Below are 14,983 nucleotides of genomic sequence, written 5' to 3'. Positions count from 1 at the left end.
TTAGACCCTTCCTCTCGTAGCCTTTCTTTCACTTCCAACTTTTTCCAAAAAGGCATCTAATTCTCTCTTTAAATCGGATATTTCCATCATGATATTTTCCTTCGATTTTTCCCTAACATGGACTATTTCAAGTACAGGCTTGCCTTCCCTTATAAGAGAAAGAGGAACTCCTCGCTTCACAAGCTCGGAGGCTTTCTCATAAAAATGAAGAATTATCTCCAAAATTGCAAAGCCCTTCTCTGGAGGAGAATAAGCATCTTCGCTGAATGCATTCTGTTGAAGATATCCATTTTTCAGCAAAAATGCAGTAAACGCTACCAATTTCTGTTCATCAGGCAATACGTCCTCTCCTACAAGGCGTATAACCTGCTGTATTTTTTCATCCTCCGCCAAAAGCGCTCTTACTTTGTCTCTATAATCACCCCATTTGGGATTTACCTGAGTTGAAAACCAATCTTCCACTTCTTTTGCATACTCGCTGTAAGACTCAAGCCAATTAATTGCAGGAAAATGCCTAGCTCCAGCTAGACTCTTGTCCAAAGCCCAAAAGCACCTTATGAAGCGCTTGGTGTTTCTCGTGACAGGCTCCGTAAAATCCCCTCCAGGAGGAGATACTGCTCCAATAATAGTGATGCTTCCTTCATCGCCTCCCAAAGTGACAACACGCCCTGCCCTTTCATAAAACTCTGCCAAACGAGTAGGCAGGTAAGCGGGGAATCCCTCTTCAGCCGGCACTTCCTCTAGCCGCCCTGATATTTCCCTAAGTGCCTCTGCCCAACGGCTCGTTGAATCTGCCATGAGAGCAACATGATATCCCATGTCGCGGAAATACTCAGCAATAGTTATCCCTGTATATATCGAAGCTTCCCGGGCAGCAACCGGCATATTTGAGGTATTCGCTATAAGAATAGTGCGTTCCATAAGAGGTCTACCTGAACGAGGGTCATTTAACTGAGGGAACTCCTCCAAAACTTGAGTCATCTCATTTCCTCGTTCTCCACAGCCTATATAAACGACTAAATGGGCATCGCTCCATTTGGCAAGCTGATGTTGGGTTACAGTTTTTCCTGTACCGAAACCACCAGGAATAGCTGCAACTCCTCCTCTGGCTACCGGGAAAAGCCCATCTATGATCCGTTGTCCTGTGACCAAGGGTTCATTAGGCAAGAGCCTTTCTCTATAAGGGCGGGCCTTTCTTACAGGCCAAACATGAACTATTGGAACGTCAACTATATTTCCATATACGTCCTTGATTTTCGCTATAACATCGGAGGCTGTTACTACACTCTCTTGACGTATATATATTACCTCACCTTCAACTGAAGGAGGAACCAGTATTCTGTGCTCCAGAAGCGGGGTTTCCTGAACTTTCCCGAGCACCATACCTCCTGCAACAGCGTCCCCCTTCTTCACAGATGGCTTAAAAGTCCACAAGGACTTTCTATCAAGCATTGGCACCTGAACCCCACGAGAGAGCATGGCCCCTTCCTCTTCCAAAAGAACATCCAGAGGGCGCCCTATGCCATCAAAAATTTTCCCTACAAGCCCCGGTCCCAATTCGACGGAAAGAGGCCTTCCTGTGCCTCTTACAGGCTCACCAATACGCAACCCTTGAGTATCCTCAAAAACCTGTATTAAGGCCTCGTCTCCTTCCATTCTTATAATCTCGCCCCATAGGTTGAGTTCCCCTACACGAACCATCTCTCTCATTCCAAATGCTCGCATAGCTCTGGCCTTAACTACGGGACCGTTAACACTCACAATCGTGCCCAAACTATTCAAACCCACATCCTCCCTTATCTAGCCTCTACATGTTTAAAGAAGGGGCAACAATCTATCAGCCAATGATGTAGCTAATTCCTGAGCCCTAGTTTTCCAATCTGCTCCTACGAAACGTTTCCCATCGCTTGAGTAGATCCAAACGCCTCCAAATATAGGAGCAGGGTCATTGTCAAAAGTAACTTTGAGATCCTTAAGTCTCCTTTGGGCTTCCTGAGCCACATACTCGCCTAAACTTGCATCCTGGGCTGACAACCTTATTTTTATAATAGCCACGTCTTTCAACACAGAAGCACCTTCCTCTACCAGCGCAACGAGTATCTGGGGATATCGAGAATCATCTTTAAGCTGATTCAACCTGTCCTCCAGCATATTAACGGCCTCTTTAATCAATTTATTTTGTAACCGAAGAAGCTCCGTTCTCCTCTCTCTTTCCGCAGCCATAACCTGTCGTCGCCTAAGGGATTCAGCCCTTTCATTAGCTTCCTTAAGGATCAGAGCTTCCTCTCTCGATATCTTCTCCATCTCTTCTTTTTCCATGGCCTCCGCTTCTTTTTTAGCCATGTCGAGGATCTTAGTTTTCTCTTGTTCGGCCTCCATCAAGAGGAGTTCTCTTAAGCTATTTAGTTTTTCCTTTATCTCTTCGCTCATTCTATATTCACTCCTAAAGCCTCCCGCACGTAGGAAGTAAGGAAATCTGCTTCCCTTTTCATGCCGTGACGATCCGGGATCTCAACGATTAGGGGGAGATGACCTTGCTCCCTTAGGAACTTCACTTGCTTTGAAGCCCACGATGCCGTTTTTTCAGTAAAGATGAGGATACCTATTTCTGTATCTTTCAAAGCTTCTTCAATGGCGAGGCTCGTTTCGTTTGCGTTTCTTACAATGCAACCTTCTACACCAGCAAGGCGCATTCCCACCAGGCTATCCAAATTATCGCTTATTAAAAAGGCACGCATTTTTATATCAAACCCTCATATTTTGCCCAAGATAAGCAAGGCAACTATGACCCCATATATAGCAATACCTTCGGCCAACCCTAGATATATAAGGGTAGTACCCAACATCTCAGGCTTCTCACCTATAACCCCCATTGCCGCAGCTCCAACTACAGCAACAGCTATCCCTGCGCCAATACAAGCAAGACCGGCTGCAACCGCGGCTCCTATGAAACCCATTCCAGCACCAGAAGACAAAACCCCTTCGGCAGCCAACGATACTCCGGGGGAAATTGTTAAAATACCCCCTAAAACGAGAGAAGCAAACAGGCCTAGCAATACAAATCGCAAAATAGATCTTCCCTTGCTCAACACAGCCTTACTCAAGTAAAGACCCAAACAAACGGTTGCAATAGAGGCTGAAGCCAACACCAAAAGGCCGAACATCTGAACATTCCCCCTCATTTAGTCTATTTGATAACTGACCTTGATTTGCGAAATGGCATCTTCCCCTCAAAAGTAACTGGTCTGAAGGCTTTGCCGCCACCACGGTAGAATTTCCCAAAAAACTCGTAATATTCAAGACGCAACGTCTGTATGAAAACAATTAACCCTTCCAAACCCACAATCAAAACATTCCCTAAGACCAGCAAGGTGCCCTTTAAAATCAAACCACCTGGCAGGTCTCTAACCATATCCGAAAGCATCATTACCGCCAAAGACAAACCCACATGGTTTAAAGCAAAGGCAGCAAGACGAACAAAGGATGCCGTATTACTTAAAAAACTTAATAAGTTGTGAAAAACCTCGAAAACATAAAGCCCTAGCTTTTCCTCTTCTTTTTCCCTCTTTCTCAAGATAACCCGTGCCAAGATATCTCTAAACAAAATGACTAAAAACAAAAGTATTGGAATAGACCAATAGACCCATTTAGGCCCGGGCAACGGGATTCCTTTGAAGGTTGCATAGCTCATAGCAGCAAGAGATAAATACAGGATGGCACCTGCTAGCCCTCGACCATCAAAAAGGAGTCTTCCAAAATCTTTTGCCCTATATTGAATTATCATGTTCAAGACCATTCCTAAAGTCAAAATAGATACCCCAATGCCTATGGAAAACCCCAAAAGGTCTCCCATATCCTCCATAGGGGAAATCCACAGCGGATGTATTATTCCTTCTATACCGAACATGCTTCCATACAGGAAGCCAAAAAGAGCTGAAGAGACTCCCGCTGATTTAAGTACGATCCCCATGGAACGGGAAAGGACTTTCTTTTTTTGAAGGATTGCTGCTATCACAAACAACATCGCTCCATGACCTACATCTCCAAACATGAATCCAAAGAACAGGCAAAAGGTTATCGCTACCAAAAAAGAAGGGTCCATTTCTCCATAGCTAGGCAAGCTATAAAGGGCTACAACATCTTGAAAGGCTCTTACAAAAGGTAAATTCTTAAGCAAGGTAGGGACTTTTATCCCCGAATATGGTATTGCCTTTACTTCCTCCACATGAATAACTGTCTGAGGTGCAAGCCTCTCTAAATCTGGACGCACTCTTTCCAATATATCCTCTGGAATCCATCCCGATAGAATGTACAGGTCTTTCAACTCCCCCCTGCCACGACACAATTCATAAACTCTCTGCATTGTATAAATGGTGGAATAAAGGTTAATGAAGTATTCCCTGTTTTGCTCAAGGAGCATAGATGAAGCTTTTTCAAGCCCACTTATGGCTCTTTTTAGATTTTCTATCCTTTTGGAAATAGATTCTTCTACATTACCCCTTAACTCCTGCTGCAAATCTTTCAGAGAAAATTTTTTACAATAAAGGCTTTCCAAAAGTTTTTGGGCTCCTTCTTCATAGCCTGGTGCAGTAAGACCTAAAAACCATGTATTACCTCCTCTTGAAAGCAACGGCTCTATTAATAATGGCGCTTCTTCTGATGAATCCACCAACCTTCGGAAGTTGTCGTCACTGGCCTTTGCGAAAATAGGGACCAAATATTTAGTGTCGAAGAGGTCCTCCAAATTTAGGCTTCTTTCTTTCAGTGCCCTCATCAAGATCAATATAGCCTCTAGCCTTTCTAGCTTTTCGCTAAGTTCCTCTTTTTTGGAAGCCCACAACTCCAAACGACGGACTATCTTGTTGATCTGCATGGATGCTATCTTAAGGCTAAAATCAGGCGACACTTGAATGGGCATAGGAAGAGGGGGTTTTTCTCCAGCAGCTTGCCAAATTGAAGCAAGCTTTACAAGAAGTTCATCATAAGGATTCTCAGAAACAGACGTTATTTTTGAACGAATGGTTCTATCCTTTAAAAGCAAATCTAGAGGTAAAGGCTGAAACCCTCCTGAAAGAACCATCAAACTGGCAACTTTCTCCATTTCTTTTTTGGGCCCTATAAGAGTAAGGGCCAACATTCTTACAACGGCCATCGTATTTCACCTTCCGGTATTAAAGGCCTTACCAGATATAAAGCAGCTTGACGTCTATCATAATCATAACGCACATCCTCTATGATGGTGCAGAGGTCATTTATCTCGTATTCCAATAAAGTCAAATAGGCTATTACAGACGAAAAATCTGGCTTGCCAGCCCTAAAAACTTGGTGGGCAGCTTTTCGAACGGCTCTTCTGCAATCCCTCTCAAAGATAATCTCACTTTCTAAGGCACTGTCCTCAAACAAACTGCCGTAAACGGTGGATCTAAGTAAATCCCAAAATTCGTTGATATCAACTGCCCTAGCCAAAGACCTCAAAACACTTCTACTGAACTTGTAATGACATGGCAAAAGGCGAGCCAAACGCTGTTCTGGGGTCATATCGTAGTATCTTATGCCTCTGTATATCCACATCACATTTAATAGGTCTACATACAAGCCTATTATTTTAAGTACCCTATAGCGATTTAAACCAGGCAGTGCCTTAGCAGCCTTAAAAAGATTCATCACAGTCATAATGTCAATTGCCGTTTCGGCGTAAAACAAATTTTCTTCTCCAGATGCCAGCCGTTTCAAAGGTTCCTTCAACGGTTTTTCATAAATAGTCCCCTTAAGGGCTTCAAAAGCATCAGTAAAGTCTCTGCTTGAAATAAGTAACTCAAAGGGTATAGTAGTATCTCCCAATGAAAGCAACCACTTCCTGATATTTTCTCTATTACCATGTTTCGTCAAAATATATCTAAGAATCCTCTTAAGTGTGGCAGCCTCATATCTACCTATCCACGACAACAGAAAATATCTATATTTTCCGCGCATTAGCTTGAGGAAAATTTGGGTTTGCTGAAGAGGTATTAATTTAAGGCGTGTTTCTAATTGGACTCTGCTAATCTCCTCAGATCGAATAAACTTCACAGCATCGCTATAACCTGGAATCCTAGCCAGTTGATCCACTATCTCATGCACATCATCACACATTAGTATTCGCCACATTTCCTCATCTTTAAGGAGTCTGGCGTACAAAACATGAGAACGGCTCCCTGCAACAACACGTGTTCCTAAAGAGAAAAAGGATATCATTTATTTATACCCTTACCCTTTAATAAGTTTGCTATATGTTCTTCAACAAGAGCATCTACAACTGATTCCACTACTTCCTCAAATCGTCGTTGAATTCTGTCCCTCTCTGCTTTGCCCATCTCGGCAATTTGTCTGGCTTCTTCATCGGCAGCGGCTCTCGCTCCTTCAAGGACAGCCCTTGCCCTTTCCTTGGCTGCCTGCAGCCGACGCTGTCTTTCCTTTGCTATTTTTTCACTAGTCGAGGCGAGGATCCTCTTTGCCTCTGTTTTGGCTTCTTCTACCTCCCTGACACCTTCGCTCTCAGCGCCAAGTAGGACGGCTAAAGATTCCTGTAATGAGGGCATACTCATCCCTCCTTCTTAGTCTTTTGATTCTTTGCTGTCTTCATCCTGACAAAATCTTCGCGCTCACTTTCTTCCAGCACAGACGAGATTTCAGCAATTGAAGCCATCGTCGCTGGAATGACGACTTTTTCTAGAGCGTTGACTCTCCTGTTGGTACGGCGAACCTGCACAGCAAGCCTGTAAACGGCGTTTTCCACCTCGGCAAGTTGTGAAAGCATTGATCGAACTCTACAAAAGGCAAGATAAGCTTCATCCATCGAGCTGGATGTTTCCAAAAAGGAATATGCAGGGGTAGTTTTGGGCTCTAAGGGGTCCACCTCAGGGATTTCCACTCCCATGACCGACCTCAGACGTATTACGAAGCGCTGTTCCTCTGGTATGGAATGGGCTATCTCCTCTACTGTCTCAACCCCCAAGGATATATTCGCTCGTTGTAAAGCCGAATACGCATCTTCAAACACTTCCGCTACTTCTTTTTGAACTTTTCGGGCTTTGGCTATTGTTGAACTCAATTCCAACATTAAAATTTGGCGCTTCTGCTCCAAAAGCCCATGCCCTTTGCGAGCCATTCTCAACTTACGAACGAGCTTAAATAAATTACCTCTTGTTGGTACAACCTTAACAGCCAAACCATTTACCTCCACAAAAAGCATCACCTTTAATTTATTATACAAGTTATATTTTTTAAGGGAAGGTTGTTCAACCTTCTTGTGTTACTTTGAATTCTCCTTTAGTTTTTTGTAATCCTCTATACTCTCCATTAGGTGTTTTCTCATAAGATGCCTTGCCTTCTCTGGTTCTCTGTTCGCTATGTATTCCACAATTTGCTTGTGGGCTCTTATCATCTTCTCCCAAACTTTCTCGTCAAATGCCCAGTACTTTTTACGATGTTCATTTATTTCCGACTTGATAGACTTTAAAAGCTTCAGAGCAAAATTATTGCCTGCTATCTCGGCTATTGCTTCATGAAAATCAGAATGCACCAATAAGTGTTCCTGGTCCAACGGATGATATTTGCCATTCTGTTTAACGCTTCTTGCTATTATCTCTTCCAATTTTTTAATGTCTTCAGGGGTCGCTCTCTCAGCAGCCAAATAGGCCAAATCCCCCTCCAACGCTGCCCTGACTTGCATCAACTCTATCCAGGCCCTTTCTTCATTCATGTAATCGAAAAGTTCATAAGCCATAATCTTTCTCAAAGCTACAGGAGAAACAAAGGTTCCTTGTCCAGGTCGCGCCTCCAGAATACCCGACACAGCTAAAGATTTTGTCGCTTCCCTTATGCAATTCCTGCCCACCTGAAACTTTTCAGCAAGTTCCATTTCACTGGGGATTTTATCCCCCACCTTCCACACCCCATTTTTTATAGCCAAAAGCATCTGCTCCGTTACTTCTTTGTAAAGGGTGGACCTCTCAGCAGGTTTAAACAATGTTATCACTCCTCCAATATATACAATTTAAAAATCCTAGACTCAAAATAATGAAAGAACTCAAATTAATCATATATTGCATTCAATATACAAAGAAAAATCATTTGACACGTCGACTTTCTTGCTATTATCATACCACCATATAAATATCCTACATTAGGATATTATGTTTATACTGCTGACATTTTGGGCGCTCATCAGATATCAGCGCTTATATGAAAATTATACAATAATTTAATTCTTTAGGGGGGATCGCCTTGTTGGGTAACACTGAGTATTCCGGTTTCCTTAGTTGGGTAGAGAAAGCCCAACGCGCTTTATTAACTTTCTTGATGGTTGCCGTGGCTGTTATGGTCTTTATTCAAGTCGTTTTACGTTATGTCTTCAAAGCTCCCTTGATGGGAATTGAAGAACTATTGCTCTTTCCATCTATATGGCTCTACTTCATAGGAGCTATGAACGCATCCCTTGAAAGAAGTCAAATAGTAGCGAGAGTTTTAGAAGTTTTCCTAAAAAAAGAGAAGACCATCTACCTAGTCCGTTCCATAGCATCAATAATTTCTTTGATAGTTTCACTTTGGTTAAGCTATTGGGGATGGGATTTCCTCAAATACTCCATGAGGGTAGACAAAGTAAGCCCTACGCTCTACATACCTACCATATACGCTGACGCTATGGTATTTATGGCTCTCGTTGTAATTTCTTTTTACACGTTCCTAGAACTCATCCACAATTTTGATCTCTTCAAGAAAGCACAATCATCTGAAAGGAGAATCCTATCATGATGTTCACTGTAATAGTTTCCCTTCTAGTTGTAGTGGCATTCCTAACATTGGGAGTCCCTCTCCCTTTTTGTTTCGGCGGAGGCTTAATGGTTATGAGCATTATGGGTGGAGCAACTATGAAGGGCATGTTGCTATGGGGGCTTGGACAAATTTCAAACTCCGTTCTTCTTTGTGTGCCACTTTTTATCTTTGCAGGAACTCTTATGAGTGAAAGCGGTATCGCTAAATACCTTCTAGATTTTGTCAACGTTTTTGTAGGGAGAATGAGAGGTGGCCTGGGAGTAGTAGCTTCTGTAAGTTGCGCTATAATTGGAGCAATATCTGGCAGTGGCTTCACAGGCGTCGCGGCAACTGGCCCCATATTGATTCCCCGAATGGAGCAAGAAGGATATCCTAGAGGGTATGCGACCGCCCTTGTAACCGATTCTTCAATTCTAGGCTTACTAATTCCTCCTAGTGTGGTCATGATAGTTTACGGTTGGGTTACTGAAACCTCTATACTCGCATGTTTTCTAGCGACAGTAGGGCCAGGCCTTTTGATAACTTTCCTCTTCGCTCTCATAAACATTATATGGTCAAGAAAATTCGACTTGAAGCTAGAGCCCAAACTACCTCCAAAAGAAAAATGGAACGAAATCAAAAGAAGGACTCGCCTTGCTCTTCCTGCTTTAATGATGCCTTTTATAATCCTTGGGGGAATATATGGGGGCATTATGACACCGACAGAAGCTGCAGCAGTAGCCGTCATTTACTCCATACCTGTGGGCTTTTTCATATATAAAGGCCTTACTCTCAAGAACTTTTACGAAATAGCTTGGAACTCCGCTACATCCGTTGGAGCCATACTCATAATGATTCTCTTTTGCCTGATGTTAAGCCAGACATACGTTATGCTGAGGGTTCCCCAAGCTCTGGTACAAGTAATTTTCGATATAACCCAAAACAAAGTAATACTCCTAGTGATGATTAACATCTTGTTGTTCTTCGTGGGCATGATAGTAAACGACATCACAGGCGTAATTCTTATTGCACCTTTGCTTTTACCCCTTGTTCAAGCTATAGGGATACACCCCATTCAGTTCGCAGCAATAATGGGTGTCAATCTTGCCATGGGAGGAGTTACCCCTCCATACGCGAGCATCCTATATCTTGGCATGAGGATTGGAAAAGTCGAGTTTATGGAAATAGTCAAGCCTGCGATGGTCCTGCTCCTACTGGGCTATGTACCTGTTGTGTTCTTGACGTCTTTCTGGCCAGACCTTTCGTTATTCTTACCTAAACTTCTAGGCTTCCTTTAAGCCTGAAACGTGAGAAAAATAAGGAGGCATTTCAAAATGGAAAAACAAATAGCAGTCTTAGGCGCAGGTAATGGAGGCCAAGCTCTCAGTGGGCACCTAGCCATGATGGGCAAATCAGTCAAGCTTTATGAATTACCTCAGTTTTCGAATAAGCTGGCTCCTATCCGAAAGGCTGGAGGAGTCAAACTAACAGGCACTATTGAGGGGTTTGGCCAACTCCAGGCAGTAACGTCAGATATAAAAGAGGCTTTGGAAGGAACTGAAATTGTATATGTTGTAGTCCCTTCTTTTGGACAGATGCCCATATTGAAAGAGGCAACGCATTTATTAAAGGAAGGAAGCAGCGTAATACTTATCCCAGGAAATTTTGGCAGCCTAGAAGCCGCACACTACATGGGAGAAAAAAGGACTTCTTTGAATATAACCCTGGCGGAGACAGATACTCTCCCCTATGCCTGCAGGGCGATTGAACCTGGGGTAGTCAACGTTTGGGGAGTAAAAAAATCTGTAAATATCTCAGCCTTACCTGGGAAAGAAACCGACAACCTCATAAAGAGAATACAAGATTACTTCCCCATCCCTTTAAAGCCAACAAAAAACGTTCTTGAAATAGGCTTTTCCAACATGAACATGATAGTCCATCCAACTACAGTTCTGCTCAATGCGGGACGGATAGAGTCCACAGGAGGAAATTTCCGCTTTTACACCGATGGTGTGACACCTTCTGTCGGCAAACTGCAAGAGCTTATGGATAAAGAAAGGCTACAAGTAGGAAAGGCCTACGGGTTAAACCTAATCTCAGCAATTGACTGGATAAAGGCAGTTTATCCGGTGGAGGGAGAAACTATATATGAACTCCTAGCTAAAAACCCCGTTTACGCAAGCCATGGTTCTGATGCTCCCAAAGAGGTGCGTCACAGATACATTACAGAGGACATTCCCAACTTGTTAGTACCAATAGCAGACCTTGCAAAAGCAGCAAAAGTGGAAACCCCCATAATCGACAGCATCATAACCCTGTGCTCTGCTCTAATGGAAGAGCCATTCAGGAAAACGGGAAGAAGCCTTAAAAATCTAGGACTTGATGGATTGGAGGTGAAAGATCTGATTGAATACCTAGAAAATGGGCGCTGAAGGAAATAAGAAATAATCAAAGGGATAAAGAAAGGGGAGAAAGTAAAATGAGAAAAGCTATACTAGCAATTGTAGCATTGGCCTTCATCCTTGGGACATTTGCTGGAGCAGCACTGGCTGCACCGAAATACGTGTGGAAACTATCTCATGTTCGTCCTCAGGGAACAGCTATTGACAAAGATGTACATTGGTTTGCAGATAAGGTCTTTGAAGATTCAAAAGGTCAAATAAAGATAGAAATATATCCTGCTAGCCAATTGGGGGATTACACAGTTGTTCATGAAAGAATAAGCGTGGGAGCCATAGAAATGGCTTGCCAACCCCCTGGTGTTGCAGCCGACAGAAGGATTCAAATTCTCAACTTGCCCTACATGGTAGCAACATGGGAACAGGCGAAAAAAGTTTATGCCACTGGAAGCCCTCTAATGAATGTTGCTGCCGAACTCTTCGCCAAGCAGGACATAAAGTACCTCGCAGCATATCCTGTTTACTTCGGAGGCATTGCCCTTAAAGCTGATCCTGTAGCACCAGGAGACCCCAACGTCAAAAAAGGCATCAAGGTTCGAGTTCCTCCGCTGAAATCTTTCCAGCTTCTAGCCAACGCTATTGGATACCAAGCTACACCTATACCTTTCTCTGAAGCCTTCACCGCTATCCAAACTGGTATAGTCGACGGCATAATCGGCTCTGGAGCTGAGGGCTATTATGCCAATTTTAGAGATGTTATAAAGTACTACATCCCGGCCAATACCCACTTTGAGCAGTGGTACCTGTACATGAACATGGAAGCCTTCAATAAGCTTCCGAAAGATCTCCAGGACGTTGTCCTCAATGCAGCAAAGGAATTTGAGGCCAGAAGAATGGTTCAGGCAGAGAAGGATCAAGCCGCTAACGAAAAGCGTCTCGCCGATTACGGCATCACTATCGTTCCACTAACCGATGAAGAGCTAAACAACATCGCCAAGAAAGTCAGAGCAGAAGTATGGCCAGAAATCAAGAAAGATCTTGGCGAGGAGTGGGCAGATAACGTTCTTAACAATATCAACAATTAAGCACGTTTACTTCCCTGGGAAAACATTTTCTCAGGGAAGTATTTTTGACCTTTATTATTTGTAGGATATTAGAATCATAGTATTTAACTCGAGGAAGGGGGACATTTATCTTGAAATTCGCTGTTTTGGGTAGTGGAAACGGAGCACGAGCTTGGTGCGCCCAAATTGCTGCAAAAAATTATCCTGTAATAATGTGGGAACCTCTGGAGGAAACAGAAGACTTCAAAAAAATAAGAGAAGAAAAGAAAATGTTCCTTGAAGGCGATATAAATGTAGGGGGCAAACTTCTTGGAGCTACCATGGATATAGCTGAGGCCGTTAAGGATGCAAACTTTATCTTGGTAGTGGTTCCTGCGTTTGCCCATGAACCAATTTTCAAAAAGATGATACCCCATCTGGAAGATGGACAAAACATTGTAATTGTTCCCGGTAATTTCGGTGGCCTGAGGCTCAAGAAAATGATGAAGGAAGCTGGCATACACAAAAATATAACTATCTCTGAAACAGCCTCAATGCCGTATGCCTGCAGGATAGACACCTACAATAAGGTAATGATATACAAGAAAAAATTCTGCATGAAGATTGGAACCTCGCCGAACAGTAAGAACGATGAAATTCTCAAAGTGATGAACGACATTTTTGATGGATATGTGAAATACATACCTGCTAAAAACCTTCTAGAGATCGACTTTGACAACATTAACTACACTCTCCATCCATTCCCTGTCCTTCTTAACTATGGCGAGATAGAGAAAAACGGAAATACATTTCGCCATTACATGGACGGCATCACTCCGATAATCTCCGAAAAAATGCATAAGCTGGACGAAGAGAGAATAATAGCTGGCAAAAAGTTAGGCCTAAACCTTCAAGATTGCCTATCTCAACTAAAAATGTACTACGGCAACAACGATACTAAGACCATATACGAATATGTAAATAGCAATGAATCCCCCTATAAGGACCTAGTTGGACAAAGTGTATATGGTAGATATCTCACCGAAGACGTACCTGGCGTCATAGTTCCTATACTACTTTTGACTAAGAAGGCTGGCTTAGATCTTCCTATTGCAGAGATGGTAGTCAAACTTGCATCCTTTCTACACGACGAGGATTATCTCGCCTCAGGCACTACTCTAGAAACCTTGGGCATCGAGAACCTTTCTATTTCAGAGATTATAGAATTGACTTCCTAACTGGCCCCACTCCCTCCTTTTATATTTATAAAGGCCTCCGCGCTGTTCGGCTGCGGAGGCCCCTTACCATAAATATATCTGCTAAATCCGTCATTGCCCTTAATATTCGAGCTTCGAAGCCCTCTTTACAATACAAAAAGTACACATAATTTCCAGTTTTGTCATAATATATTCAATATTGATGGGAGGGATGAATTATGGAAAAGGAAAAACTATGGGATATGGGAACTCTATCTGTGTGGGGAGGAGAAAAACAGGCAACACATGGGGAACCAACCCAAATACCAGTGGTTCACAGCGTCTCCTTTGGGTATCAGGACGTGGATGAGTGGCTTAAAGCTGCTCTGGGAATTAAAAAGGGCCACATCTACAGCAGAAATACCAATCCAACTGTAGATGCCCTGGAAGAAAAAGTTAGGATTCTTGAAGGGGCCGAAGCAGCAACAAGTTTCTCCACGGGCATGGGAGCTATAAGCGGTGTACTTTTTGGCCTTTTATCTAAAGGGCAAAAAGTAGTCAGCCTGAGAGACACCTACGGCGGGACCAGCAAAATTTTTATGGAATTTTTCCCAAAATCAGGGTTGGAAGCCGTATTATGCCCTACCACTGATTTTGAACAAATCGAAAATGAGATTGAGAAAGGGTGTGACCTGCTCTACCTAGAAACTCCCACAAATCCCACTATGAAAATAGTAGACATAAAGAGACTTGCACACAAAGCCAAAGCTAAAGGGGCTATCGTCGCATGTGACAACACTTTCGCTACGCCAATAAACCAAAATCCCATTGCACTGGGAGCTGATTTGGTCATACACAGTGCTACAAAATACCTTGGTGGCCACGCAGATGCTTTGGGAGGCATAGTCTGCGGCAAAAAAGAATTGATCAGCAAAATATTTCATTACAAAGAAATAATAGGAGCCACATTGCACCCAATGTCTGCCTACCTTTTACTTAGAGGAATAAAAACCCTGGAATTGAGGGTAAAAAGGCAAAACAGAAATGCTATGGAGATAGCTAGCTTTCTATCAAGACACCCAAAAGTTGAACAGGTTTTCTATCCAGGGCTTGAATTTCATGAGGGTCATGACATAGCCAAAAAGCAAATGAGAGGTTATGGCGGAATGTTAAGCTTTACCCTCAAAGGAAATTCTTTTGAGACCGTAAAAAAATTCCTTCCCCGACTCAAACTAGCACACAAAGCCGCCAATTTGGGAGCCGTTGAGACCATAGCTGGAGTTCCTGCTACAACAAGTCATGTGGAATGTTCAGCAGAAGAAAGGAAGGCCCTGGGGATACCAGAAACACTGATTCGCTACTCTGTAGGGATCGAAAATGTAAAAGACCTTATTGAAGACCTTGATTCTGCCCTAAAAGAAGTCTAAAATCAAAACAATCTTTTGGAAGACCCTACACCACCTTGAAGAAAACGGGTCTTCCAAATTTTATTCAACATTGCTTAAATTCTGCTAAAACTTCTCTACACAATCATTTTTATACAGTCATATGG

Annotated in this window: 15 protein-coding genes; 6 read left to right on the top strand and 9 right to left on the bottom strand. The window is 42.9% G+C overall.

The genetic code is table 11. The features are described 5' to 3' along the window. The 9 genes from H0Z23_RS06205 to H0Z23_RS06165 all read right to left on the bottom strand — a co-directional run bounded on the left by H0Z23_RS06205 (nt 1) and on the right by H0Z23_RS06165 (nt 8,008). A complete protein-coding gene (locus H0Z23_RS06205; protein ID WP_296868289.1) occupies nt 1–1,782 on the bottom strand; it encodes a V-type ATP synthase subunit A in 1,782 nt (593 codons plus the stop codon). Between the two features lie 33 nt (nt 1,783–1,815). Further along, on the bottom strand, nt 1,816–2,430 hold the full coding sequence (locus H0Z23_RS06200) for a V-type ATP synthase subunit E (RefSeq protein WP_296868287.1): 615 nt from the start codon (nt 2,428–2,430) through the stop codon (nt 1,816–1,818). Beyond that, the gene (locus tag H0Z23_RS06195; RefSeq protein WP_296868285.1) at nt 2,427–2,738 is read right to left on the bottom strand and encodes a V-type ATP synthase subunit F; all 312 of its coding nucleotides are present in this window, start codon (nt 2,736–2,738) and stop codon (nt 2,427–2,429) included. Before H0Z23_RS06195 ends, H0Z23_RS06200 begins: the two co-directional genes overlap by 4 nt. A 15-nt stretch (nt 2,739–2,753) precedes the next feature. Continuing rightward, on the bottom strand, nt 2,754–3,164 hold the full coding sequence (locus tag H0Z23_RS06190) for an ATP synthase subunit C (protein ID WP_296868283.1): 411 nt from the start codon (nt 3,162–3,164) through the stop codon (nt 2,754–2,756). Between the two features lie 23 nt (nt 3,165–3,187). After that, nucleotides 3,188–5,152 carry a V-type ATPase 116kDa subunit family protein gene (locus tag H0Z23_RS06185; RefSeq protein WP_296868281.1) on the bottom strand — a complete coding sequence of 655 codons (1,965 nt, stop codon included), beginning with the start codon at nt 5,150–5,152 and terminating at the stop codon, nt 3,188–3,190. After that, nucleotides 5,140–6,234: a V-type ATPase subunit gene (locus H0Z23_RS06180; protein WP_296868279.1), complete on the bottom strand. Its 1,095-nt coding sequence runs from the start codon at nt 6,232–6,234 to the stop codon at nt 5,140–5,142. The genes H0Z23_RS06185 and H0Z23_RS06180 overlap by 13 nt, the downstream gene beginning before the upstream one ends. Next, complete coding sequence (locus H0Z23_RS06175) at nt 6,231–6,578, bottom strand: hypothetical protein (RefSeq protein WP_296868278.1); 348 nt, start codon at nt 6,576–6,578, stop codon at nt 6,231–6,233. The genes H0Z23_RS06180 and H0Z23_RS06175 overlap by 4 nt, the downstream gene beginning before the upstream one ends. Before the next feature lie 2 nt (nt 6,579–6,580). Next, entirely contained in the window at nt 6,581–7,207 is a 627-nt protein-coding gene (locus H0Z23_RS06170; RefSeq protein WP_296868276.1) for a V-type ATP synthase subunit D, read from the bottom strand. 84 nt (nt 7,208–7,291) lie between these two features. Then, nucleotides 7,292–8,008, bottom strand: coding sequence for a FadR/GntR family transcriptional regulator (locus tag H0Z23_RS06165; RefSeq protein ID WP_296868274.1), 717 nt, complete (start codon nt 8,006–8,008; stop codon nt 7,292–7,294). Between the two features lie 260 nt (nt 8,009–8,268). Between H0Z23_RS06165 and H0Z23_RS06160 the strand changes: the two genes are divergently transcribed. The 6 genes from H0Z23_RS06160 (at nt 8,269) to H0Z23_RS06135 (ending at nt 14,858) form a co-directional block, all read left to right on the top strand. Then, nucleotides 8,269–8,793: a TRAP transporter small permease subunit gene (locus tag H0Z23_RS06160; protein ID WP_296868272.1), complete on the top strand. Its 525-nt coding sequence runs from the start codon at nt 8,269–8,271 to the stop codon at nt 8,791–8,793. Continuing rightward, on the top strand, nt 8,790–10,091 hold the full coding sequence (locus tag H0Z23_RS06155; RefSeq protein ID WP_296868270.1) for a TRAP transporter large permease: 1,302 nt from the start codon (nt 8,790–8,792) through the stop codon (nt 10,089–10,091). The genes H0Z23_RS06160 and H0Z23_RS06155 overlap by 4 nt, the downstream gene beginning before the upstream one ends. 36 nt (nt 10,092–10,127) lie before the next feature. Further along, entirely contained in the window at nt 10,128–11,225 is a 1,098-nt protein-coding gene (locus tag H0Z23_RS06150) for an NAD/NADP octopine/nopaline dehydrogenase family protein (RefSeq protein WP_296868269.1), read from the top strand. A 47-nt stretch (nt 11,226–11,272) separates the two neighbouring features. Then, nucleotides 11,273–12,277, top strand: a complete 1,005-nt coding sequence (gene dctP, locus H0Z23_RS06145) for a TRAP transporter substrate-binding protein DctP (RefSeq protein ID WP_296868267.1) — start codon at nt 11,273–11,275, stop codon at nt 12,275–12,277. Between the two features lie 110 nt (nt 12,278–12,387). Continuing rightward, nucleotides 12,388–13,473, top strand: a complete 1,086-nt coding sequence (locus H0Z23_RS06140) for an NAD/NADP-dependent octopine/nopaline dehydrogenase family protein (RefSeq protein ID WP_296868265.1) — start codon at nt 12,388–12,390, stop codon at nt 13,471–13,473. Between the two features lie 197 nt (nt 13,474–13,670). Next, nucleotides 13,671–14,858 (top strand): cystathionine gamma-synthase family protein, encoded by a 1,188-nt coding sequence (locus tag H0Z23_RS06135; RefSeq protein ID WP_296868264.1) that lies wholly within the window; start codon nt 13,671–13,673, stop codon nt 14,856–14,858. Nucleotides 14,859–14,983 lie beyond the last annotated feature (125 nt).

Origin of the sequence: Thermovirga sp. (assembly GCF_017656375.1) — a bacterium.
Classification (GTDB): domain Bacteria; phylum Synergistota; class Synergistia; order Synergistales; family Thermovirgaceae; genus Thermovirga.
The sequence above is the reverse complement of the archived record's forward strand: the minus strand, read 5'-3'. Positions and strand labels throughout refer to the sequence as shown.

Bases quoted from the DNA above. Each gene is read 5' to 3' on its own strand.
- H0Z23_RS06185 (WP_296868281.1), bottom strand. From the start codon at position 5,152: ATGGCCGTTGTAAGAATGTTGGCCCTTACTCTTATAGGGCCCAAAAAA.
- H0Z23_RS06150 (WP_296868269.1), top strand. From the start codon at position 10,128: ATGGAAAAACAAATAGCAGTCTTAGGCGCAGGTAATGGAGGCCAAGCT.
- H0Z23_RS06155 (WP_296868270.1), top strand. From the start codon at position 8,790: ATGATGTTCACTGTAATAGTTTCCCTTCTAGTTGTAGTGGCATTCCTA.
- H0Z23_RS06135 (WP_296868264.1), top strand. From the start codon at position 13,671: ATGGAAAAGGAAAAACTATGGGATATGGGAACTCTATCTGTGTGGGGA.
- H0Z23_RS06180 (WP_296868279.1), bottom strand. From the start codon at position 6,234: ATGATATCCTTTTTCTCTTTAGGAACACGTGTTGTTGCAGGGAGCCGT.
- H0Z23_RS06175 (WP_296868278.1), bottom strand. From the start codon at position 6,578: ATGCCCTCATTACAGGAATCTTTAGCCGTCCTACTTGGCGCTGAGAGC.
- dctP (WP_296868267.1), top strand. From the start codon at position 11,273: ATGAGAAAAGCTATACTAGCAATTGTAGCATTGGCCTTCATCCTTGGG.
- H0Z23_RS06195 (WP_296868285.1), bottom strand. From the start codon at position 2,738: ATGCGTGCCTTTTTAATAAGCGATAATTTGGATAGCCTGGTGGGAATG.
- H0Z23_RS06190 (WP_296868283.1), bottom strand. From the start codon at position 3,164: ATGTTCGGCCTTTTGGTGTTGGCTTCAGCCTCTATTGCAACCGTTTGT.
- H0Z23_RS06200 (WP_296868287.1), bottom strand. From the start codon at position 2,430: ATGAGCGAAGAGATAAAGGAAAAACTAAATAGCTTAAGAGAACTCCTC.